The 23,199-nt window shown below is 58.6% G+C and carries 12 protein-coding genes and 2 pseudogenes; 4 read left to right on the top strand and 10 right to left on the bottom strand.

Annotated features, from left to right (window positions below; genetic code table 11):
• Nucleotides 1-64 precede the first annotated feature (64 nt).
• Nucleotides 65-2,194, bottom strand: coding sequence for a prolyl oligopeptidase family serine peptidase (locus AC0NID_RS00265; RefSeq protein ID WP_473459464.1), 2,130 nt, complete (start codon nt 2,192-2,194; stop codon nt 65-67).
• Between the two features lie 1,239 nt (nt 2,195-3,433).
• Between AC0NID_RS00265 and AC0NID_RS00260 the strand changes: the two are divergent.
• Together AC0NID_RS00260 and AC0NID_RS00255 are read left to right on the top strand one after the other, a co-directional pair.
• Nucleotides 3,434-3,610 (top strand): annotated as a pseudogene (locus AC0NID_RS00260) (transcriptional regulator domain-containing protein); the annotation flags it as partial.
• A gap of 115 nt (nt 3,611-3,725) precedes the next feature.
• On the top strand, nt 3,726-4,241 hold the full coding sequence (locus AC0NID_RS00255; RefSeq protein ID WP_473459462.1) for a DUF2285 domain-containing protein: 516 nt from the start codon (nt 3,726-3,728) through the stop codon (nt 4,239-4,241).
• Between the two features lie 242 nt (nt 4,242-4,483).
• Here AC0NID_RS00255 and AC0NID_RS00250 read toward each other — a convergent pair.
• The 7 genes and pseudogenes from AC0NID_RS00250 to AC0NID_RS00220 all read right to left on the bottom strand — a co-directional run bounded on the left by AC0NID_RS00250 (nt 4,484) and on the right by AC0NID_RS00220 (nt 13,562).
• Nucleotides 4,484-5,925: pseudogene (locus AC0NID_RS00250) on the bottom strand (IS1182 family transposase).
• Between the two features lie 790 nt (nt 5,926-6,715).
• Nucleotides 6,716-6,910, bottom strand: coding sequence for an aminotransferase class V-fold PLP-dependent enzyme (locus AC0NID_RS00245; protein WP_474033394.1), 195 nt, complete (start codon nt 6,908-6,910; stop codon nt 6,716-6,718).
• Between the two features lie 845 nt (nt 6,911-7,755).
• Entirely contained in the window at nt 7,756-8,217 is a 462-nt protein-coding gene (locus AC0NID_RS00240; protein WP_473458642.1) for a hypothetical protein, read from the bottom strand.
• Between the two features lie 126 nt (nt 8,218-8,343).
• On the bottom strand, nt 8,344-8,547 hold the full coding sequence (locus AC0NID_RS00235) for a phage integrase N-terminal SAM-like domain-containing protein (RefSeq protein ID WP_473458640.1): 204 nt from the start codon (nt 8,545-8,547) through the stop codon (nt 8,344-8,346).
• A 194-nt stretch (nt 8,548-8,741) separates the two neighbouring features.
• Nucleotides 8,742-9,974, bottom strand: coding sequence for a phosphorylase family protein (locus AC0NID_RS00230; protein ID WP_473458638.1), 1,233 nt, complete (start codon nt 9,972-9,974; stop codon nt 8,742-8,744).
• Nucleotides 9,971-10,426 (bottom strand): response regulator, encoded by a 456-nt coding sequence (locus tag AC0NID_RS00225; protein WP_473458636.1) that lies wholly within the window; start codon nt 10,424-10,426, stop codon nt 9,971-9,973. The genes AC0NID_RS00230 and AC0NID_RS00225 overlap by 4 nt, the downstream gene beginning before the upstream one ends.
• Nucleotides 10,407-13,562 (bottom strand): hypothetical protein, encoded by a 3,156-nt coding sequence (locus AC0NID_RS00220; protein ID WP_473458634.1) that lies wholly within the window; start codon nt 13,560-13,562, stop codon nt 10,407-10,409. The genes AC0NID_RS00225 and AC0NID_RS00220 overlap by 20 nt, the downstream gene beginning before the upstream one ends.
• 1,811 nt (nt 13,563-15,373) lie before the next feature.
• Here AC0NID_RS00220 and AC0NID_RS00215 point away from each other — a divergent pair.
• Nucleotides 15,374-15,571 (top strand): hypothetical protein, encoded by a 198-nt coding sequence (locus tag AC0NID_RS00215; RefSeq protein WP_473458630.1) that lies wholly within the window; start codon nt 15,374-15,376, stop codon nt 15,569-15,571.
• A gap of 1,197 nt (nt 15,572-16,768) precedes the next feature.
• Here the strand turns inward: AC0NID_RS00215 and AC0NID_RS00210 are convergent.
• Together AC0NID_RS00210 and AC0NID_RS00205 are read right to left on the bottom strand one after the other, a co-directional pair.
• Complete coding sequence (locus AC0NID_RS00210) at nt 16,769-17,542, bottom strand: HAD-IIA family hydrolase (RefSeq protein ID WP_473458628.1); 774 nt, start codon at nt 17,540-17,542, stop codon at nt 16,769-16,771.
• A 1,303-nt stretch (nt 17,543-18,845) separates the two neighbouring features.
• A complete protein-coding gene (locus AC0NID_RS00205) occupies nt 18,846-20,321 on the bottom strand; it encodes an NAD-dependent succinate-semialdehyde dehydrogenase (protein WP_473458626.1) in 1,476 nt (491 codons plus the stop codon).
• Nucleotides 20,322-21,804: 1,483 nt separating this feature from the next.
• On the opposite strand from AC0NID_RS00205, the gene AC0NID_RS00200 reads away from it, so the two are divergent.
• On the top strand, nt 21,805-23,160 hold the full coding sequence (locus AC0NID_RS00200; RefSeq protein WP_473458624.1) for an aspartate aminotransferase family protein: 1,356 nt from the start codon (nt 21,805-21,807) through the stop codon (nt 23,158-23,160).
• Nucleotides 23,161-23,199: the final 39 nt, after the last annotated feature.

The raw sequence follows: 23,199 nt of genomic DNA, 5'->3' as shown, positions 1-23,199 counted from the left end.
GGGCGCGCATTTGCGCAAACCGTGCTCGCATTATTTGCACCTTGTCGCAGTCCTCGACCTCTACTCACTCATTCGACGCCCGCCTTTCTCTAGCTCCCGGTCGTCTATGAAAGCTATCGGCGTGCCAGCCGATCGCGCTGCGAAGGAAGTGGATGCCAAGACTGATGAATGCAGCGCGCTCCCGATTGTCCTTGCCGTAGCCGTGGCCGCCCGCGCCGGGCTCGTAGAAGTACGCGGGATAGCCAAGGGCCTGCAGCTTTGCCGCCATCTTGCGCGCGTGGCCCGGATGGACGCGGTCGTCCCGCTTCGTGGTCGCGAGCAGGATAGGCGGATAGGGCTGTCCGGGCGTCGCGGCGTGATAGGCGGAGATTTCCTTCAGGAAAGCCCAATCGTCAGCCTTGTCGGGATCGCCATATTCGTCGATCCAGCTCGCGCCCGCCAGGAGCTTGGTGTAGCGGCGCATATCGATAAGCGGAACCGTGCAGAACAGCGCGCCGAAATGCTCAGGATAGCGGGTAAGCATGTTGGCGATCAGCAGACCGCCGTTTGAGCCGCCCTCGGCGGCAATCCGCCTCGGCAGCGTAATGCCCCTTCGCACGAGGTCGGCGGCAACGGCGGCGAAATCGTCATGGGCGAGACGCTTGCCCTTCCTCCGCCCGGCATCGTGCCACCGGGTGCCGAACTCGCCGCCCCCGCGGATGTTCGCCACCACACACGTGCCGCCGCGCTCGAGCCACAGCTTGCCGAGCGAGGAGTTGTAGGAGGGCAGGAGCGATATGCCGAACCCGCCATAGGCGCTGAGATGAACCGGGGCATCCTCGTTCCCATCCGCCGGACCGACCTGTGTATAGGGAATCATCTCACCATCGATCGATACTGCCTCGTGGCGCGTGACCACCAGGCCGGATGCGTCGAAATTCTCCGGGCTGCGCTTCAGGATTACTGAAGCGCTGACAGGCGGGGCGGCATTGAGATCGAATAGGAAAAGCTGCGGCGGGGTGATTGGATCATGAGCCCCGACCAGAACCTCCCCATTGGTCTCGTGATCTGCGGCATCGAGTGACCAGAGGTGAACAGTCCCTTGCACGGGAACGGTGTCCAGGGCTCGGCGCGTCCATTCCTGCGGGCCCGGCGTGAACACCTCGAATCTCGGAACGAGGTTCGCCAGGTAGGCGATAATGAGCTTCCCGTCATTCCAGAAGAATGACTGCAGACAGCGCCTCTCGTCCGGTTCAAACAGGGTACTGAAACGGCGTTCGCCGGCCAGCAAAGAGGAAAGCGAGATGCCGATCAGCGCGTCGGCGTGATAGGTCGTCCCGGCTACCGTCCATGCTGTGCGCGGCTTTACCGCCAGCCAATCGCCGAAGTTACCCCACCAGGCGTCCTTAGGAAGGTCGATTTCAATCTTCGGCCCGCTTTCATCGCCAATGCGGACGATCTGCTCGAAGCAGGCCAGCTGCTCGATGAACCACACGCGCTCGCTCTCGGCGGTACGGTCCAGATGGCCAGACACACCCAGGGTTTCGGAACCGGTCTCGAAGATTACCGGCGCGGTGAGGGGATCCGCGCCACGCTTCCACAGTCGCACGGTGCGCGCGTAACCGGAGCGGGTGGCCATGCCATGACCAAGCGCACTGGAAAGCAGAAGCGTGTTGGGGTCGAGCCAATCAATGTCACCCTTGGCCTCGGGGAGATTGAAACCGTCGGCGACAAAGCTCAGAGAGCTCAGGTCGAATTCGCGATGCACGACCGCGTCGCTGCCGCCGCGCGACATGCGCAAGACGGCTCTTTCGCGCGTCTCCGGCTCGATCGACGCGCCGCCCCAGACCCAGTCTTCTCCGTCGCTCGCCGCGAGGGCGTCCAGATCGACCAGTAGCTCCCATTGGGGATCCGCCTTCATGTAGGCGGCAAGGGTGGTCCGGCGCCACTGTCCGCGCGGGTTTCCGGCATCTTGCCAGAAATTGTAGAGGTACTGACCACGGCGCCAGATGGTGGGAATCTTGTCAGGACGGTCGAAAATCGCTGTCAGGGCCGCCCGGTCGCGCTCGAACTGCGTTCCCGCGAAGTGCTTCAGGGTCTTTGCCGACTGGCTGGCGGTCCACGCAAGTGCCGGTTCGCCTTCTACATCTTCAAGCCAAAGATGGGGGTCATCGTCGGGCGCATTCAGCGTTGGGCGGACATCGAATTCGCTCATGTCCGAAAGACCTGAGGAATGAAGGAGCAATGGCTCTCGCCTGCTCGAGAATGATCAATGTTTGCGGCGGCGCCCGCATGTTCGAAAAGCGCGATCATGGATGAGTTCTTCCCAGTCGGTGCGGCGTCGCAGTGCTTTTGCGCATAGGACCGCAACCGTCGTGCCAACTGGGAAATCCTTACGGAACAATGGGATCGCTCTGGCAGCGCTGTGTCAGATGTCAGACATCGTCGCGAATGCGACAACGAGCGTACCCCGTAATCACCGGATCAACTTCCGGCGCGAGCGGTGACACCGTGCAGCACTCAAGCAGGAGTGGCTGGGCTGTGGTCCAGCGGCAAAAAACCGGAGATTCCAGGAAAAGGGCTGGGCGCCGCTTGGGCGACCTGATGGTGCCCAAGCCCTGCCGCAATCTTGGCCTGCACCGTTCCCTTGATTGCATTCTTGAAGTCTGTCGATCAAGTCACCAAGCTGCATTCGGGCGAACGCATGGGACTCGTCCCTCTGGCAACCTGGGCTGATGTCGGGCCGCCGTCCGATATGCAAGGTATAAGGGTCAGGAACAGGGAAGCTCCGGCTCGGCATCCTATCTCGGTGAGACGGCCAACGATCGGCGGTCTTTGGCTGACGCTGCGAGTTGTGCGCCCGCACCAAAGGCAGCGTGGGGCAAGTCTGCTTGGAAGAATCAGCTGCAGCAGGCGCTAGTGGACCCCGGCCGCGCTCGGATCTCCATACCGTCCGCAAAGAAAGCTCGGCGTGAGCACCGGCAAAAAGCGATCTGCGCGCCTCGCCGGTTCGTTTTGCGGTCCACTGAGCTGTCGGCTTAACCTGTACAACTATACAGGCTGCCATAGCGCGGAACTTGGCCTCCAATGGCGGAAATTCCCCCGAGGAGACCTCCATGACTGAGCTTATAGCGCCGGCGCTACGACAACTTTCCCACAAGCAGCGTGCAATCCACCGCCACGCCACTACGTCTCCAAGGAACCTCTTGAACGGGACGGATGAGCCGATCACCGATACGAAACCGATATCCTTGGCGTGCTCAGGCCGCGCTGGCTGTCGCTGCGCGGGTTCGACGGTGTTCTTGCTGTTTGCGCGCGCCTTCTGCCCTCCAAGGTGCCAATGGCACACTCTTCGACCAAATGGCGTCATCGGGGTCTGGTGGCCCCGGCGCCGGTGCTTTGCCAAGTGGCATAAACTTTCGACCCCCCTGGGGGCGGGCAGGGGAGCACAGTCGTGCCTACAGTTCTCGTGACTGGCGCGGACGAGGCTGATTGGCGCGATGAAAGATCATATGATTACACCGCTGGTCTGACGCCGCGCGAGTGGGCCTGGGAGTTCTTGCGCCGCAACCCAGCATTCCAGCGTGATCTGGTCGCTGCGCGCCAGCAGGCCCATACTCTGTCTAACCAACCCTTTCTCGACGTGGTCGCGTTGGCCGGTGACCTGTCGCGCTGGGGTGTCCTGTTTCGCCGAGTCTTATGGGCGAAATTCGCTCGTATTCTGGTCTCCGCTCTGGTGCGTCCATGTGCTGCCGGTCATTGCAGAACAGCTGTCCGCATCCTCGGCGACATTGCCGCTCGAACTCTCGGCGTTGCCATGTCGTGCGACGGTCCTGCTGGCGCCCGACAAGGGCCAGCATGTTCTTCTTCGCAATGCGGAACATACGCTCCAGCTCGCCGTCTCTGGCGCGGATATCTTGCGCCCTGTTTGCCTCCGCACCGAGGCGATCTGGCCAGCGATGCTTTCGAAGCCCCGTCTGAGGGCGCTCGAGTGCCTCAATGCTCTAAGTCTGGGTCAACACCTGCCCGCCCGCTTGTTTCCGCCGGAAAGACGCGGTCCGCGTTTGACCTTCGTTCTTCGTGCGCTCGACGGCTCACTTGCTGGGGCGTCACATCGTGAGCTCGCCGAAGCGCTGGTTGGTCAACGGCGCGTCCATGCCGACTGGAGGGATCCTCGCGATCATCTGCGCGACCGCATTCGCCGCGCCGTCTCGCGTGGCCGCGCCCTCATGAATGGAGGGTACAGAGATTTCCTTCTTTAAAAAGTGACAGTCCGCCCTGTGCGTCAGCCGGCGAACAGTTCGCAGGTAGCGTACCATGTCACCATCAGTTGGTCCGGTCGGACATGGCAGCGAACGGCCTTGCGGGTGCGCTCTGGTCAGGCGTCGGTCCAAACCGAGAGGCATGTTCGGTATTGTCCGAGGTCGTGTGAAAACGCGATTGCGTACGACGGCCGCTGTTTTGAGCGTGGCAGCGATGAGGCCGCTAGCAGGCGGGGCGTGGATCAGGCGGCGATTGCCGTCATCAGCGGCTTGACCCCGAAGATGTTGATCATGCGCTTCATGTTGTAGGCGAGCACCTGCAAGCTCATCTCGGTTTTGACCTTTTCGAGGGTCCTGGTCAGGAAATGGGTACTGCCCATCCACGCCTTGAGCGTTCCGAACGGGTGCTCGACGGTCTGCCGGCGGATGGTCATGGCGTCCGGGCATGCGATCGAGCCTGTCCTGCATCTTGTCGAGGACGCCTTCGTGTTCCCAGCGCTTCAGGCGCTTGTGCTTGTCGGGCGTGCATCTGGGTTTGAGCGCGCAGGACGAACAGGCCGTGAGATTGCGATAGTGATCGATATTGTCCCGGCGGTCCGAGCGTACCTTTCCCTTGGTCAGGTGCTTGCCGGCCGGGCATGTGTAGCGGTCCTTCCCGGCATCATAGATGAAGTCGGCAACGGTGAAGAGGCCGCGCTTGGCGTTGCCGGATGTCTGTGTTTTGGGAATGCAGGGCAACACTCCGCTGCCCTCGCAGGCCAGCACCTCGTCGCCGTTGTAATAGCCACGGTCGGCCAGCACCGTGATCTCTTCGCATCCGGTAGCGTCCCGCGCCCGTTGCCCCATCGAGGTCAGCTGCGCCCGGTCGCCTGCCAATATTGGTGACCTCGTGCGCGACGATCAGATGGTGCTCGGCATCGACGGCCATCTGGACATTGTAACCGACGATGCCGGTGCCCTTGCCGCTGGTCGCCATCGACCGGGCGTCGGGATCGGTCAGGGAGACCTGTTTATCAGGCGCGGCCTCGACCTGCTTGCCCATCTCCTTGAGGGACTGCATCTGCCGTCGCAGGCCCTCGATCTTCTCCTTGAGGCGCACCGTCTTGGCCTCGGCGACATCATCGTCCTGCCGGTCCGCACGGTCGAGCGCCGCCAGATAGCGCGCGATGCTGGCCTCGACCTGCTCGATGCGCTTGGCGACCTTGGCCACCGTGAAGTTCTTGTCGCGGGTGTTGACGGCTTTGAACTTGCTGCCGTCGATGGCCACGACAGCCCGGGTGAACAGACTGAGCTGGCGACACAGCACGACGAACTGGGCGCAGGCCGCGCGGATCGCCGGCCCATTGTCGCGGCGGAAGTCGGCGATCGTCTTGAAGTCCGGCATCAATCGGCCGGTCAGCCACATCAGTTCGATGTTGCGCTGGGTCTCCCGCTCGAGCCGGCGGCTCGACTGGATGCGGTTGAGATAGCCGTAGAGATAGATCTTCAGCAGCGTCGCGGGATGATAGGCAGGCCGCCCGGTCGCTTCCGGCACGACCCCGGCAAAGCCCACAGCGCCGAGGTCGAGTTCGTCGATGAAGACTTCGACGACGCGGACCGGATTGTCGTGCGTCACGTAATCGTCCAGGCACTCGGGAAGCAGTGTCGCTTGCCGGCGATCCTCGCCCTCGACAAACCGCTTCATCCCGACTCCCCTCGCTGATCGGGAATCACTTTACCAAATCAACGCGTTTCCACACAGCCTGGACCGATAGCCGACAATGTCGAGTACGCAACGTAGAGGAAGCCGACTCTCGGGTGTTTATACGCTTTTTGCCTTGGCACAGTACATGCATGCTATTCATCAAAACACGCGGACTGAGTGGTTCCCACCATCACGAGAGTCGCTGAATTACGCCACCTCCCAAGGCGTACCCGGCCCGGCAGCGAGCTCAGTCTCCTGCCGGGCATCCGTGTTCAGACCTACTCGCGTTCAGAACTTCAAATTAGAGGCGCAACCTTTCGCGTCCGGCTATGCGAACTGGTGCTGAAGAATTGTCAGACTTCGAGCGCGGTCGTTGTGGCTCCGTATTCCCGGCAGCGACTATTTCGGCCATTGCCAACTCAAGATCCGCCTTTGGAGTAAATGTGGAAAGGCTCACTCGCAGCGTAGGCTTAGCATCTTCATAGCTGACCCCATCGTCGCAGCACATGCGACGGATCGGTGGCGCCAGCGCGGCAGGCGCAACCTGTGGAGAGACAGATTCCGCGCATCGCCAAGCGCTCGACAATCGCATCGGCGTCACACCACGCGATGGTCAAAGAGCACGTATTTGGAAAGCGCGGTGCTCGAATCCCAATAAAACGTACTTGCGGCAGGCGGATTGCCAGCTCCCGTTCAAAGTTGTTTCGAAGCGCTTCGATGCCACTCGCTACACGCAGCCGCCGAGCCGCCTGTTTCGCGGCAACGGCCAGTCAGGCGGCTGCTTCGCTGTTCAGCGTTCGCGCCGTCGCCCGTCCTCCTGTTCACCATAAAAAAGCGGTTCGAAGGGCAACCCCTCCCTAATGTACAACGCGCCCACGCGTTTCGGGCCTTGGAATTTATGCGCCGATAGGGAGAGCAGATCGACTTCGACGAACTCGTCTGTCAGATCGATGGGTATTCGACCAACAACCTGCGCGGCGTCCATGTGTAGGATTGCCTCCGGAGCGAGGCGGCGACGATATCGGTCAAAACTCCAATGGGTTGAACGACACCCGTCTCGTTGTTCGCAGCCATGACAGAAACGAAGGCGGTGTCGGGCGTGAGTGTCGCAGCGAACGCATCTGGCTGGTATCCAACGGCCACTGCCCCAGTCACCGGCGCCAAATAGAAAGAAGCGAAGACGAAGCCCCCACAGCCGACTGCCATCCATCAGTTCCCACGTCACACGGAATTGGGCCAGCCTGGCGTGAAGAAGATCATTGAGGATGCGCTGCGGGCGGCCGGCCTTATGCGCTAGGCGACTGCGCAAATCGCTCGCCATCGTCTATGCCGGCCTGCCGGTCTCTCCCTTCGGGTAGGTGGCATCATTGCGTCCCTCAGCCGGGGCAGCGGCAGCGGTATCTTAAATGGTTTTCACGTGACCTTTGGCTCTGCCAAGTCTCAGCCAAATTTTCACGTGTAGAATCTCGCATACGGGTTGCAAAATCGCGCTGTTTGTCGACAGTCCTACGGTGGGCCTGGTCAACCTTTGATGCTATCCCGACGTCTGGACCATGCAGTGGAATGCTAGAACAAGGGGGGCGTCGCTTTTGCGCCGTAGTCAACGTCCGCTCCTGGCGCCCGAAACAGCCATCGCGACACGTGTCATTTAACGGCGAGATGGGTTCACGCAAGCTGTCGGACTGCTTTTCAGCGGAAGGACTGGATAGCGGGCATTCGTGCCCAGCACCTAGTCTTCCAGCGCAAATTCGCGCCGGATTACAATGTGCAGGAGTCGCGTTGCACGACGGCACACGGCCTGGGCCGTATGTCTAAGCCGTGAGCGTCTTGCTAGTTGCCATCAGAATACGTTGTCATCACTGCGAAATGGTCAGATCCATAGACTGACTTTATGGCCACCTCGAATTTCGAGGAAACGGCGGCCGGAACAGTGATGTGGTCAATCGCTCTGTCAGCAAACGCGTCATCATCGTACGTCCTGCCAAGTTCCTTGGTCAGAACCTTCCACGGAGCGCCCCCGGTCAGACCCAGTTCAAGGATAGGCAGGATGTCGTCATAACCATCACCAGCGACGCAGGCGTTGACTGGAAAGGGCATTTTGGCGCAGCCGTAGTTGGCGAGATTGGAGTCGTCGAATGTCCTGCCAACCTTCCCGGTCTCATACGAAGTGTTGAAATCGCCCGCTATGACAACAATGCGACCTTCGCTGGAGGCCGCTCGGGCTTGCTTCTCGACTGCAGCGATCCGACACAAAGTACATTGTGGTCGTTGCCAAAACGACCGATAGACCAATCGCTCGGATCATGTGACATCCCTCTCAAAAACCTATAAGCAAGACTGCGCCCACCAGCCAGGGGTGGCAATAGCGCGTAAGCAGTAAGGTCTTTGCTTTCGCGATGACGCGCCGGTCTGACGACTTCAACCCTCCTGCTGCTCGATCTGGAACCGACGCAGGTCGTCGGCGGTCGCTGTGTCTGGTGAACGGCCGAGGAATGTCGCCAGGCGTCCGATATCGCGGAGATAGTTGCGCTGCGTCTCCCGTGAGAAACGCCGCATGTTCATGTCGTCGATCAGCCGCTGACGAAGTGGACTGATAGGTGCATCGAGAGCGGGATGGGTCATGGTCAGGCTCCTTGTTGAAGAAGCCCGTCATGCTCTGCCGCCGCCGAACAACGCTCAATGCAGGAGCGACGACCGGTCCCTGATCTCTACCTCAACCGCAGGCGCCCTCCCGCGCAGCGGGTTCGTTCTTCGGCCCGAAGCGGTCGCCATGTTATTACACGACCGGGTTCGCGATTTATCGAACAGCTATCAGATCAGGAATTTCGTTCTCCCAGATACGCCTTCACGATTTCCAATGCACAGACTGCGCTCGTATGGGCGGCATAGTCCTGGTAAGTATCGTTCTTCTCCGAATTGGCGAAGTCGCAGACGGACTTCACTACTAACGGGAGAGGCCTTGGTGCTGGCATCTCCGCCGCCGTTGCGTAGACGGCGTAAGCCTCCATCTCGACGGCCACCACTTTTCGCTTCGCGCTAGCGAGCTCTTCGAAAAATCCATCATCAGCCCGTACGGCCGCCCCTGACGCCATCGCCCCGATTTCGACGTTTAAGACGCTGTTGATCTTCTGCTTCGTGTATCCTCGGCGAATTTCGTCCAACCTCGCTTCATCCGCCTTGATAGCTTCAGCATGCTTACGAAGCATCGGATCCAAAGCGATTTGAACAGGATCGGGAGCGAAACGGAGCGCTTCCCCTTCCTTCTTGTGAAACTTGCCGCTCCCGTAGTCCCAGGAGATGTTGACCACGACGACGTCGCCGAGTTGAATATCACCTTCCCTACCTGCGCATATACCCGTCATGACGACGAGGCGCGGGCGGAAGGCGGCGGAGACTTTCGAGACCGCGGCCGACGTGGCCACCATCCCCATCTGAGCGGCGTGGCAGGCGACGCACCTGAATGACCTTCCCTCCACGGTGAAGCTTCCCACCCAGTATCTAGTCGGGTCGGTGACACGTTGGAGCTCTTTCCAGCCGCAGTCGAGTGCCAATACCGCTTCGAGCTCCGGGTTGGCGAGCGCACAGACGAATGCAACGTCGTAGTCGTAATCTTGGCCCAACGTGGCCGCTTCGACCGAGGACTTGATATATCGCACCTTGCTGGTCAGTTGATCGATCCAATCGGCGGACTTGGTGTCGAATTTGAGGATGGACCAGAGGCCATTGTTGAAGTCCGCTTCGGATTGGTCGCGGGCATCGTCGTACGACGTAAGCCCGACAATGTACCGGGGCCTAAGGTAAGTGGCCCTAGCCAAGATGTCGCGGAGCAGTGTCTGGCCGCCATCTATCTCGGCCTCCGCCAGTCTGGCTTTAGGTATCATGAGGTCCAGAATGAGCAAATCGAACTGGGTTCTGCGCATTTCCGAGCTAGCGTCGTACGCGTTCGTCACATGCGCGATATCATCCGTAGACGGCACGCCCGCTTCAAGCAGCACCTTGGAAACCGCAGCAGCTTTCGCGATGTCATCATCAACAATCAGGACTTTCATTTCAATTCCAAGCCTTCGATCATCGTTTTCAAACTCTTCTCCCATTCGTTGATCGAAGCATGGTAGTAGACTGCTCCGACATAATGCTCAGGGAATTTCAGTTTGAGGTCCGCATCCAGGTCGTTCAGCCCCGTTACGTTGGGAGCTTCGCCGAAGCTCTCGAACTGAGTGAGGACGATAACTTTGCTCCTACCCGACATCCTGGCCATCTGACGCAGGAATTCCTTTCCGCCGAATGCATGCATACGCCCATCCGGGTCCGGCCCGCTGGAATCGTAGTTCGGCAACGTCATGTCGAGGATCACGAGATCGGGGGTCACGCGCTTGGCCTCACGCAACCCTGTGACAAGCGAGGCGCTGTGTATCACCTCGTCGTCCGCGAAATAGGAATTGAGGAAATCAAGGACCCTGCGCCGCTTGTTCTCGTCGTCTTCAACTACCAAAAACCGCATGATCTCGCTCCTCTGTGGGCTGGCGAATGAACCGGAAGCTGAATTTCAGTTTACAGAAAAATCGTCCGCTTTCCTCGTCAACTCCGAACACAACCGGATCGGGAGCAACCGAGAACGCCATGATTTTGGCGAGCTTGGGGAAGCCGGTACCGCCTTCTCCACTGACGTCCTTGGAGACATCGGCGCTCTTGAGCTTGGTCATCGCCTCCTCTATGGCCCGTCGATGGCGGGATATGTCACGGCATTCGCTCTGGAAAGTTAACTCCAAGACGCCAGGATCGATTTGCTCGAACTCGATGTTGACTGCGGGACGGTCCAGGTCCGCATGTTTCGCCACATTGCCGAAAAGTATGAAGAGCGCGTCAGTGAAAACGGTGAGAGCGTTCGTCATTGGCATATCGAGTTGGCCTGACAGCTCAACATCGGGGTCGAAATTGGGATTGAGCCGACGCACCATCTGCTTGCCGATTTCCACCAGGACGTCGATCCGCAGCGGGGCGCTCTCCACGGCCTGAGGCACGTCGAACCATTCCGCCATTTCGTTGAGTGCATCATGGACCCCGGTCCGCGCGCGGACGAGAGCATCGTTCAGCATGGGCAGGCTCGGAGCGTTCGTTGCTTCGATGAAGTGTTGCCCCAATTCGTCGAACAACAAATCGAATTCCTGCCTGAGATCAACGCGGATGTAAGTCTGTACGGTCCCGAGAACGTTGCCCAGGTGGGCCCAGTAGATTTCGAAAAAGGTATCTAGGAACTCGTCGAATTCGAGGATGCTTTGCGCTTCCGCAGAAAACCCCATGACGACCGCGTCGGCAAAACGGTAACTGATAAGTCCCTTTGGCTTCTCCACTCGCCGTATCTGCACGAAATCGGAGGAGAACCGCTCTACGAGCATGTCGTATTTCTTGGAGAAAGCGCCAAGACCTCTGGATACCCGGTCCGCATTGTCATGGCCTACCAATGGCTCGAGGAGTTCGTACCAATGGTCGTTCGCCGCGTAGGATCCCCCGGATGATACGCTGGTCAAAAGGTGCTGTTCCTGTGAAGGGCGTCTTAGCTGGCCCGAGATGGTGCCATGGCGTATCCTCAAGCTCAGATAGCTGTTGATGCCATGCCTGCTGTTGAGACTGCTTTCCCGGCAGAGCTGATCTAGGATTTCTGCGAACAACGCCGAGACCTCATTGTCGGGTATCTCATACGGCTTGGTATCCGAAGCCCCCGAAGCGAGACGATCGAGCATCTCCAGCAAATATTTATCCGAGACGGTCTCCATTCCCGCTTCGGTAAGGGCTCGGAAGCGATCGAACTTGCCTCTGAGATTTTTTCGGGCCCAGTCCCGTATCAGCTCCTCGTCCATGGAAATCTTGCTTCGATCCAGGGACTTGATTGCCTTAACCACCTCTTGGCGGCGCAGGATGAGCTTGATCTCTTCGTCGTAGACTTCAGTCCGTTCTGATGACAACGATTTGAGGGTTGCCAAGATCGCTAGCCGTTCCTCATCCAGCTCGAACTGGTTTCCGTAGGTGAGCGAAAGGCTCAGCATGTCCTCCGTGCAGATCGCCCACAGCAGAAAAATCAGTTTATCCACGTTGTCGACACGGCTCGGTTGCAATTCTGAAGGGCGGAGCACGCCACTGTCATCGAGGAACCGCTCGACCGCGTATGAAAGTGAAGACCTGAATTCACGGTCGAAATTCTCGGCCAGAAGCCAAGTTGCCAGCGCCATGTTCGTGGAGCCGGAATACCTTCCAACGGTCTGATCATCGAGGCGCGTGGCGAGGCGCTCGAGCGGCAGCCATTGCAGAAGGCCGTTGTCACGTCGATAGAGCTCGGCGACTAGGTCCACAGCCGAGTTGATCCTGCCCGACGCCAGAAGTCCCTCGATCTCGCACCACGTTGCGAGCCGGGTAGCCGGAAGACCTCCGGATCGAGCCGTTTTCAGCACTTCCACCATCGAAGGGTTATCCTTGGCCCGTGCCAGCACAGACATCGTCCACCAAGCTTGAGAGCGGTCTTCTATCGCGCCAGGTTGAAGGGATGGATCGAAGCGGTGAAAGTTGGCCACAAGGGCCGGGCATCCTGCCGAAGTCGTCAGCACCCCGGCGTAGTGAGGCACCAGCGGATCTGGAAGGTATGGGATTATGGTAGGGTCGTGGTCGTTGTTGGCCATGAACCTACGTCGTTGGGTGGAAGCGTCGGCCAGCGAAGACGGAGTGTCCGACAGCCTTGATATCGCTGTGGCGAATTCTCCGATATTGAAACGAGGAAAAAGAACCGCATGGCGCAGAATATGCTCTCGAGCAGTGTCCAGCTTTTCGGGGCGCAACTGTACATCCGCGATGGACGCCGCCAAGTCTTCGGAGACGTTTTCGACCTTGGGAGCAAACCCCAGGTTTGAGGCGAAATGAACCTGGTGCAGATTTCCTGCAGCCGGAAGTCCTTCGATGCCGAAGCCGATCAACCTCTCATCGAACTCGAAATCGACTGCGTCGAAATTGTCCACGGCTGCCAAATTGCCCATGAGATATGAAAGCTTGAGCACCCTGATGTCTCCAATTTCCGACATCAGCGGCACTACGTATTGATAGAGTAGGCCAGCGGTAGGGCGGCCCTCCGCAGCGCTCACGCGCGCCAGGTGGACCAGGCATTCATAAAGATCCAAAACCGACAATGTTTGAGCCTGCGCCAACATCTCGGCTTCGTCGCCGTCCTCGATGTCGCTGTTGGCGAGTTGGTAGTTGAGAAAGCGCTTGCCAGGGGCATCGGTCCACACCCGATGTATGTGTCCAGCGATCTCAGAAAGAAACCTGCTCGGATTCTGGTCGTTTTCAGAACGGACCCCAAACCAATAAGAATAGAAGAGGGCGGCGACCGATGCACCACCCGATGTCTGCGACGCGATCCATGACTTCTGCGCTTCAAGTCCATGGACCAGACTTGTTAAGGCGATGCGCGCCGAAAGCATTTCTAGCGACCAACAAACCTCGCCGTTGATCTCGTCAACCAACCCGATTGAGTCTTCGTAACGCGATTGCTGAAGGCAATTCTCAAGGTTCTGACGCAGCTCGACGTAGCGGCGTACCTTGTTCAGCACTGCCCGCAGAGTGCCGAGCGCCCAAGCCAATTCGCGTTCCAAGGACACGGCAGCCAGTGAAGGCACCGAGCTGATTTGTGTGAGCGCTCGGGGTACAAGCCCATCTAGGGGTGAACGATGACGCTGGCTGCGAACGACCCAGTAGGCAATGGTGGGCAAGGTGCCAATAGGTGACGAAGCCCTCAAGTGCGCGATGGAAATCTTCGGGTCGGCCCCACCCCTGACCGCGTTCCGCCAACCGGAATGAGGGGGAGGAGGTCTTTTTCTGCTTAGCGGCAAATTGAAGTCCTCATCGAAAGAACTTCGATTACATTTCAAACTACATCAATCAAGTGTGCTGCACGATGTGCTCGCGCAATTCCACAGTGGAATTTGAATGATCAGAATTTCCAGATCATGCAAGTGGCTCAATATGCAAGAGGGGCAGTCCTGATGTCCGCTGCTGGCGCAGCATGCCAACTCACCAGAGGGGCTGAAGTCCGCTCGTGGGGAGCCGGTCGCCGTAGTCTCTGCGTCCAATAATCAGGATACACGTAGTTTGCGATGCCGACATTGATCTATGCAACCCGCACCGTCTCGACCGGCCCAAGCCTGCCATTGACCCGTCTTTCGCGGCGCGACGTGCGTACAGCGGGAATTGAGCGTATCTAAAAAACGCCGAGAGTGTTATTGCTTTTCACTATGAGCAGAGCCAGACCAACAAGAACAGCGAACCCAATCCGTTTCGAAGACCTTGACCCCAAACGTTCGAGGACCTGGTCCGTGAGTTGATCTATGACATCCGGGAATGGCAAACGATAGAGGCCACGGGCAAGGGCGGGACGATGACGGCTTTGATATCAGAGCCTACGAACGCGCCACGACAACCACCATTGACGATGACGGTGACGAGGTTGTCCGCCCAATAGACGGCTACGCGTGGATGATCCAGTGCAAGCGCGAAAAAGCAATTCCCTAGCAAGATATAGAAAAGCTTGGAGGACATCGCTCCAGACAATCCGCCATACGGGTATATCCTGGCTGCCGCGACAAACTCCTCGAAGAAGGCTTACGATACCTTCCGCGATGAGCTCACCAAGTTAGGCGTCTTACAAATTCTATCTTTGGGGCAATGCGACGCTCGAAACCGAGCTCCATCAACCGAAGAACGATAGAATCCTATTCACATTCTTCGGGATATCGAACGTCCTGCGCAGAAGATCACGCGCTACAGAAATCAGGTCCGAAGTCACAAACAAGAACCGCGTTGTGCGAGTGCTTGGAAATAGCCCCGCGCTCTCTTGGATTCTAGCACGAGACTCGAAGGCAGGCGCTATCCGTATGAATCCAAGTATGCGGATTTCGCGAAAGACCCCGTTGGAAGGGCTTTGAGGTTGTCGAACTTCACCCACGTGGCGTGATCGTATTGATGAAACGGTGCTATGCGTACTTTGACGAGTCGGAGAAGACCTTTGATCTCGCTGAGCCACCTATAGTGCTTCGAAAACCCATACGATAGAACGCGCGACACAGGAAGCGACCGAGAAGAACGAGAGAAGCCTGATCTTGTCAGGAATTATTGGGAAAGGCTGCGTCAGAAGAGCCAAGAATGTTTCATCTAAAGGGCATCATTCGTTACGAGGATATGCTTGAGATCGATGATAAAGGCGATAGCTGGAATGAGGTTCCACACATATTTGTCGACTTCGTCGGTGGGTTTCCAGTGTCCGGTACGCTTGTGTGCTTAGAAAAGGGACACCGGGAAATTGGGCTAGATGGTTTCTCCCGAGAGGCTGTCTTCCCCAAGTCTTTTCCCGAACCAGAGTTTGGAAAAATCTACGACGAGGAAGGGCTGGCGTTGCGCGAAGGGCTCTGTGAACGATGTGAACTTCCACGGCGGCGACCTGGATAAGCTGTTCGATGTTGACGGACGATTTGCGCACCTGAAACCAAGCGATGTTGCTGTCGTTCGGTTCGGACAAAAAGACGACCGTTTCGTCCAGATCACTCATCGGTACGAATTGTCGAGCGGCGATCTAATACGGATCACCCCCAGATGGTTTGGCAGGTGAAGCAACACATCGGTCGAGATCCATTGGCGGATGATGTGATCCAAATCCTGGAGTGCCGCAGCTGTTACAAGCAACAATGGGAAGGCAAGCATTAGCCTTGCCAAACCTTGGCGGGCATTAGATCAACGCGGTGAATGGCCGCTTTCGAGTAGAGGGTCTGGAGACGTGAGCGACCGGGATCGGGCGCAAAGCTGTCGCCCGTCGGACGTCGCTCTTGGGTCATGATTTTCCCTTGATCTCCCCTTTAGGAAAGGTCTGCAACAGGTCGGAACAGGTAATCGCGTCGGATGGCTTGAGCTGCCCCGTGATCTCAATCGCGAGCCCGGCTTAGCCACCACCTTGCCGGCGTTGCCCGCGTTTTGTTTCCGTGAGCGGCAACACCTTTCGGCGTTCTTTCATGTTATCCGATGACTCGCATCGTGACGCTGAAGGGCTGAGCGAACTCTTGCCGCCCGACGCTCAACATGCCCACCTCCTTCTTGAGAGGGTGTCCACGTATCGTCGACCCGTCACACTTCAGCGCGTTTGACATCCACGAGCATATTGCAACGCGTTGCACTTCATTTTGGTGTTGAAGATGCGCCGAGTTCTGAGGCGACACTCGAATAGCCCGCTACCTCGACCCAGCTTTTCGTTTTGCTGCTTCGCTTTCGATCCCAGAAGACAGCTCGCAATCTTCTCAGAAATATCCTCGATAGTGCGCTTGCAAAACCGGCAGAAACAGCAGCGTCGATGGTAGGTCGCACTCAGCCACTGAAAGCGGTTTTGCAACGGGTTGCACCAAAGTTTGCCTGCCTTAAGGCTGGGGCGCTCGGCTAAGGTGCCAATTTGTGCCAAATGAACCCCCAATCCATCTACATGCAGCCCACAATTGTTCACATTGGCACCGATTTGCGAAATCTTAGGCGCGATCTCTAGCGTCTATCTCTTTGAAACTGTTACTATTTTCTCGCAGTCAGCCTGACCCATTCGCTGGTAGCCTACTTCGGCGCGCGAGACTCTTCGGTCGAAGACTCTTGCTCCATAGGGTCAAGACCCGCCTGCATTGGGCTACATGGGTGTACTTCGACTAAGTTGTCACGCTTATCACTTCTTTTCTGGATGCGGCAGCTGTTCCTCCCGATCATTGCTCAGGTTGACGGCCGCCATGCGGAACGTAGGGGGAGCGTTCGGTCTTCGTGAAGGGGTGCGTTCGGCTTATTGGTTCACGATGATCTGGCCCAGATCGGCAAGGCACTCAACCACGTGGTCCGGTCTGAATGGAAACCGCTCTATGTCAGCCAGTTTGGTCACCCCAGTAAGCACAAGGGCTGTCTTCAGGCCCGATTCCAGCCCGGCGAGCACGTCGGTGTCCATGCGGTCACCGACCATGATGGTATCGACAGCTCGCACTCCGAGCCGGTCGAGCACGTTGCGCATCATGAACGGGTTCGGCTTCCCGACGAAATAGGGCTGACGGCCGGTGGCCTTCTCGATTAGTGCTGCGACTGCACCGCATGCCGGATGGGAGCCCCGCTCGGTCGGGCCAGTCGCATCCGGATTGGTGGCGAGAAAGCGCGCGCCCTTCGCCACAAGCTCGGCGCCAGTTGCGATCTGCTCGTAGTGGTACGAAGTGGTGTCTCCGAGGACCACGAACTCGGGGGCAAACTCCGTTATCCGGCAGCCTGCCTGCCGCAAGGCCTCTACCAGACCGTGGTCGCCGATGACATAAGCAGATGATCCGTGCTTTTGCAGTTCCACGAACCGCGCAGTGGCGAGCGCCGATGTGTAGATGTGCTCTGGCTGCACGGTGAAGCCAACCGCTCTTAGACGCTCGGCGTGATCTTCGGGCGTGAAGCGCGAGTTATTGGTGAAGATCTGAAACGGCTCACCCTTGGCGACTAGCCCGGCGACATAGTTGACCGAGCCAGCAATCGGTTGGCCGCCGCGGACCAGGACCCCGTCCATGTCGAGCAGATGCGCTATAATCATTGGATCTCACCCCTCAATGTCTCTCGTGGATGCGCGGCCTGGGCACGTCTAATGTCACTGTATCTTCTCCAGGCCGGAATACCGGCGACTGTAGCGATTCAGAGCCATGCGCGAAGGGCGCTCAATTGCTTGTGCGGCAATAAGGAGGTTGCGGCGTAAAAAGTGTCCGCAACCGCTCGCCGTGCGGACGCGCTGCACCGTTGGGTTGACGACATTCGCTGTGTCAGCGCATCTGATGGACGATCGCGTTCTAGTTCGCGTGAACCACCTGGCGAGACGTTTCTCTGCAGAATCATCGTGATTGACGGCACCACAGTGATCCAGCATTGTCTCGCGCCGCGGACGCAAACACGCCGGAGTCTTGGCGAACTTTCCAATGGTCGGACAGCCTATCGAACGATTTCGAGAGTCGCTCCCGCGCCCAAGGTGTGATTCAGTACCGAATATTGACGCCGACCGCGAGTGGTTTACCCGTTCATTTGTTTTCGCGTTTCCGCCAAGTCAGGGTAACAGTCGGGCGCCTGCGATATCCCTTCGCGAAGAGCCTGATCCGTTCAAAAGCCTGCTAGTCGCCGAGCTTGGGCCGCGGCAACAGAAGAGGAGGTATTGCGACTTAGGGCATTTTTTGAGGCAGCCCGAGACACTTCGTTTCGGGGGCGGCGGCCGGGTATTGATGCTTGGCAGGAGTGAAGATAGAAAATGGCAGCGGCCGGCGTTGCAAAGAAGGGAAGGCAACAGGGCAGAGCTATGACAAGGGCGAGCGTCGATTCAAGCACGTCGGAAAGGGCGCTCATCCCCTGTTTGAATTTCACGACAGCGAGCCGAAAACGTGGGTTGGAAAATGCCCCTCAACCCTATCTGAACGTGATCGGACAAAATTACTAAATGAGGCAATTGGGGCGCCGAACTGTGATCGGCACCTGCCCGTTCCGAAGAAGCTATACGTCGTTTAACAGGGGACATTTATGAGGCCCAAACGAGCGATTACGGCCGAACCTATCAGGATATCCATATAAGGGTGAGCTGTCGGCGGCGTGGATCTCCGGGTACTTCTTGATGCTGTCGCCCCGCACAGATGAGATGCTTGCCGCGGTTGGATAGGATGAGCAACGTACCGTCAGGTACCGGCGCCTTGGCTCGTCGCCGGAGAGGCGGTTCAACGTACTGGGCGCCTAGATGCACACTTAAGGCGCGCAGGCCGGGGTCGCGATAGACGACCCGAACCAGCCGCAAGCAGGTTCGCCAAAGCGCTCGATCATCCCTTTGGTTCATTCTGAGCCGGAGGTGTCCATCCATATAGAGATCAGATTCCGCCTATGCAGAGATATTTCATTTCGAGGTAGTCTTCGAGCCCGTGGCGGGAACCCTCCCGCCCGATGCCGGACTGCTTCATCCCGCCAAAGGGCGCCGCTTCCGAAGACATACGCCCCGTGTTGATGCCAACCATGCCATATTCCAATGCCTCGGCCACGCGCCAGACACGCTTCAGGTTCGAGGCATAGAAATAGGCGGCGAGGCCGTAGATCGTGTCGTTGGCCTCACGCACAACCTGATCCGCCTCGTGGAAGCGAATGATCGGCGCCAGCGGCCCGAAAGTCTCCTCTTGCGCAACCGCCATCATGCTGGAGATTTCGGTGAGGACTGTGGGTTTGAAGAAGGTGCCATCCTTGCCGATACGTTCGGCCCCGCATCGAATTGTCCCACCCTTGGCAACGGCATCTGCGATGTGGGACTCGATCTTGGCCAAAGCATTCAAGTCGATGAGCGGTCCGACGTCCACTCCGGGGGCGAAGCCGTCGCCAACCGACAAGCACCGGACTTTCTCCACGAACTTCTCAACGAACTCATCGTGAACGCTCGATTGGACGTAAAGGCGGTTCGCTGAAACGCAAGTCTGGCCGGCGTTGCGGAATTTCGCCTGGATCGCGCCGTCAACCGCAGCGTCGATGTCGGCGTCATCAAAGACAATGAAAGGGGCATTGCCGCCGAGCTCGAGGCTGACCTTCTTGATCTGGTCCGAGCACTGGCGCATGAGCAGCCGGCCAACCTCGGTCGAGCCTGTAAAGCTGATCTTGCGGATCTTGGGATTGGAGCAGAGTTCGCGTCCAACGCCAGCACCTTCGGACGCATAGATCAGGTTGACGACACCGTCTGGAAAGCCGGCTTGATGCGCGAGGGCGAACATTGCGCCTGCCACGAGCGGCGTCTGTTCAGCAGGTTTGAGCACGATCGCGCAGCCCGCCGCCAAGGCCGGCGAGATCTTGCGCGCCACCATCGACGCTGGGAAATTCCACGGCGTAATCGTGCCGACGACACCGATCGGCTGCTTGATCACCAGCATGCGACGGTCTCTCGACGGTGCGGGGATCGTCTCGCCATAGATGCGATTGGCTTCTTCGGCGTACCATTGCAGATACGCGGCCGCATGCGAAATCTCCGACTTGGCTTCGGCAAACGGCTTGCCCATCTCTGCAGTGAGTATGGCGGCAAGATCACCGGCGTGGTCGATGATCAGCTCATGCCATCGCCACAGAACGTCGCTGCGTTCTCGGGCGGTCAGAGCCGCCCATCCAGGCTGCGCTACGTAGGCCTTTTCGATCGCAGCGCGTGTCTCCTCCACACCCATGTCGGGAAATACTGCCAGCACTTCGCCGCTCGACGGGTTGAGGACCTCGAATGTCCGCTCGCTAACTGGCGTGCCGAGCGCCGGCAGGCGATCGATGGCGCCAAACAGGTCCGCGGATTTCAGGTGGCGGACCATCGGCAGGCACAGGGGCAATACTGAATTCCTCTCAAACACTGCGGATACGCATGTCAGCAGGCGTCGGTGTATATTCCGCGTCCGGGGATGCTTATAGGGCCTCGGCCTGATGGCTGGTAGACCATTCCACTCAACTTAAAGGGAGAATTCTTGAACTGTCGTGGTCGATGGCTTGCGGTTCTCATTAAGTGACAACCTGAACAATGGACATCGGCTTCCGACCGCGCAGCCAGTTCATGTGGCCTGAACGGATCGCGATCTCTGCCATCGGAAGGGAGGCTCCCATGAGGAGAAGGCGAGCCACGATTCGGCGGATCGGTCGACTGACCCGGCAGGTGCTTCGCACGCCCGCGAAAACAGCTCCGCCGGCCTTTCTCACCGAACCGAATCTATTTCCCCGAGAAAGGGAGAAGGAAGGCGAACTGGGCTGCCGGGCTCATCCTTGCCCCCAGCGTCAGGCCGACGACCATAAATGCCGGACTCGGCCGGAAGCAGCTCCGCCGCTGCCCTGACTTGATCGAGCATCACCGATCGATCAGGCTGCGCGGCGCTGAGTGTTGTTGATGCCGAGCTTCTCGAGCTGCGATTCGAGGGGCGGGGCTGCAATCGACCTGGAGGGATCCAGTTTGTAGATAGCATAGGCGCCGATCCATGTTTCTTGGTTGCCTTGAGCTCGGCCTCTATCCTTGAAAACCAGGAGATGTTCCTGTTTCCGGCCGTGTCCGATTGAAGACGTCTTAGGTTCGAAACCCGACACAACTGACGCGCCGGCATCCCACCCGCGTGGCACGAATGCGTGCTTTTCTCCTTTTGATCGCGCTCCTCGGTGGCACGTCAATTGCACGTGACAGTTAACGGCCGGGGGGCCCAGACGAATTGTTCCTCTCGATCAGCCAACTGTGCGCAGAACGTGACGGTGCGCAAACTGAGGGAGTAGCTGATGCGAGTAGTCGTCGTATAAATCCATGGTCACACCGGCATGATCATCGGTTCGGACAGCCGCGCCCGGAGGTCGACCACCGCGGCGAGGTCGAAAGCATGACGGCGGTACTGCGAGAGGGCGGCCACCAGACGCCGGGGTGCGACGGCGATAAAGAACTGCTCGTGTGGTTTATGCCGCCCATCCGCAGGCCCGGCCCTCGGGGATCGCCTTCAACATGCGTACGGTATTCAGGGCGAGAAGTGGTCTCACCCACGTTCCCGCCATGCCCCGGCGGGCATCCCGTACACCGGATCCGGCCCGCCCCGGCATGGGCTAGCGCTCGACAAGATCATCGCCAAGAGACTAGCCCGCGATGCCGGCGTGCCGACGCCGCAGTTTCGCGTGATGGTTGCGGCACCGAGAGTGCCGGCGAGCTGCGATTCCGCCACGAAAGTAGGCAGCATTCTCGATCCGTGTTGATGGTGCAAGCACCTCCATCAGAACTCGCTCCAGCGCCAAATGGCATCAAAGTTTCGTAGAGCCTCGCCATCTCGACAAAGGTAGTCAAGGAGTTCGGACATGCAGCGCATTTCAGGGCTGGGCCACAACCGGGGAGAGGTCGTTGGGCCAAAATCTCGCGAGGAGTTTCAACGAGCGCTAAAGATCACGCCCGGCGGCAGCATGCGTGCTGCGCAGTTCTTCGCTCCCCACCCGCCCTATGCTGTGGCAGGAGCGGGCGGCTGGATCACTGACGCGGACGGCAGCAAGGTCTTCGACTGCGCAAACAACTCCTTCTCGCTCATTCACGGCCATGCCTTTCCGCCGGTGATCGAGGCGCTGCACAAGGTCCTGGACGACGGCACCGCATTCGGGCTTCCGACCACAAGCGAGACCAGGCTCGCGGAAGCAATCACGACGCGTTCGCCGAAGCTTGAGCAGGTCCGCTTTACGAGCTCCGGCACCGAGGCTGTTATGTTCGCTGTCAAGGCCGCTCGCGCTATTACAGGGCGCCCGATGATTGCCAAGTTCGAGGGCGCATATCACGGCGCCTATGACTATGTGGAAGTGAGCCTTGATTCTGCACCAGACAACTGGGGCGATTCGTCGCCTAACAGTGTGCTCTATGCCAGTGGAACTCCCGCCTCCACCGCCGCGGATGTCCTTGTCCTTCCTTACAACGAGGCCAAGTCGTGCAGAGAGCTCATCCGTGCACACCATGAGCGCCTCGCCGCGATCCTTCTCGATCCAGTTGCTCCCCGCGTGGGCATGGTTCCGATAGAGGCGGATTTGCGGGAGGTCATCCAGGATTGCTGTAACCGCTACGGTATCCTGCTGGTGGTTGACGAGGTCGTTTCTTACCGCGTCGGTTTCCGTGGCGCCCATGACATCTTCGGCTTTGAGCCGGATCTGGTCGCTTTGGGCAAGATCATCGGCGGAGGTTTGCCCGTTGGAGCCGTAGCGGGGCCTGCGTCGTACATGGCGGTCTTCGATCACACCAGGGGCAAGCCAGCCGTGTCTCACGGCGGCACGTTCAGCGCAAACCCGCTCAGCATGACAGCTGGGCTGGTGGCACTACAATCATACACAAAGGATGCCGTGGCCCGTCTTAACCAGATGGGCGAAACGCTTCGTAGTGAAATCATCGAGCAACTCAGAAGGCGCGAACTCCCCGCGCACGTTACCGGCGCGAGCTCCTTCTTTCGGCTCCACCTGAAGACTGAAGTGATCCGAAACTACCGGACGTCGTTCCCGAGCGCGTTGCAGAAGGCGGCGCTCGCAAAGGTGCACCTTGCAATGCTGGAACGGAGTTTTCTAATGACGACGAATTGCTCTGGCGCGCTCTCGACTCCGATGAGCGAGACCGATGTCCAAGATCTAGCCGCAGCGCTGGTGGATGCCGTTCATGAAACTTGGAAACAATCTCCGTGGGACTGATCGAGCAATGGTGGAAAGCGCAGTTTCGCGGCAGCGCTC

The organism is Mesorhizobium sp. WSM4821 (assembly GCF_055901555.1).
Note: the sequence above shows the minus strand (reverse complement) of the source record. Positions and strands in the feature narration are given on the sequence as shown.

Excerpts from the sequence above, each read along its gene's own strand:
- AC0NID_RS00265 (WP_473459464.1), bottom strand. The coding sequence starts at position 2,194 with ATGAGCGAATTCGATGTCCGCCCAACGCTGAATGCGCCCGACGATGAC.
- AC0NID_RS00210 (WP_473458628.1), bottom strand. The coding sequence starts at position 17,542 with ATGATTATAGCGCATCTGCTCGACATGGACGGGGTCCTGGTCCGCGGC.
- AC0NID_RS00200 (WP_473458624.1), top strand. The coding sequence starts at position 21,805 with ATGCAGCGCATTTCAGGGCTGGGCCACAACCGGGGAGAGGTCGTTGGG.
- AC0NID_RS00245 (WP_474033394.1), bottom strand. The coding sequence starts at position 6,910 with ATGGACGCCGCGCAGGTTGTTGGTCGAATACCCATCGATCTGACAGAC.
- AC0NID_RS00230 (WP_473458638.1), bottom strand. The coding sequence starts at position 9,974 with ATGAAAGTCCTGATTGTTGATGATGACATCGCGAAAGCTGCTGCGGTT.
- AC0NID_RS00235 (WP_473458640.1), bottom strand. The coding sequence starts at position 8,547 with ATGACCCATCCCGCTCTCGATGCACCTATCAGTCCACTTCGTCAGCGG.
- AC0NID_RS00225 (WP_473458636.1), bottom strand. The coding sequence starts at position 10,426 with ATGCGGTTTTTGGTAGTTGAAGACGACGAGAACAAGCGGCGCAGGGTC.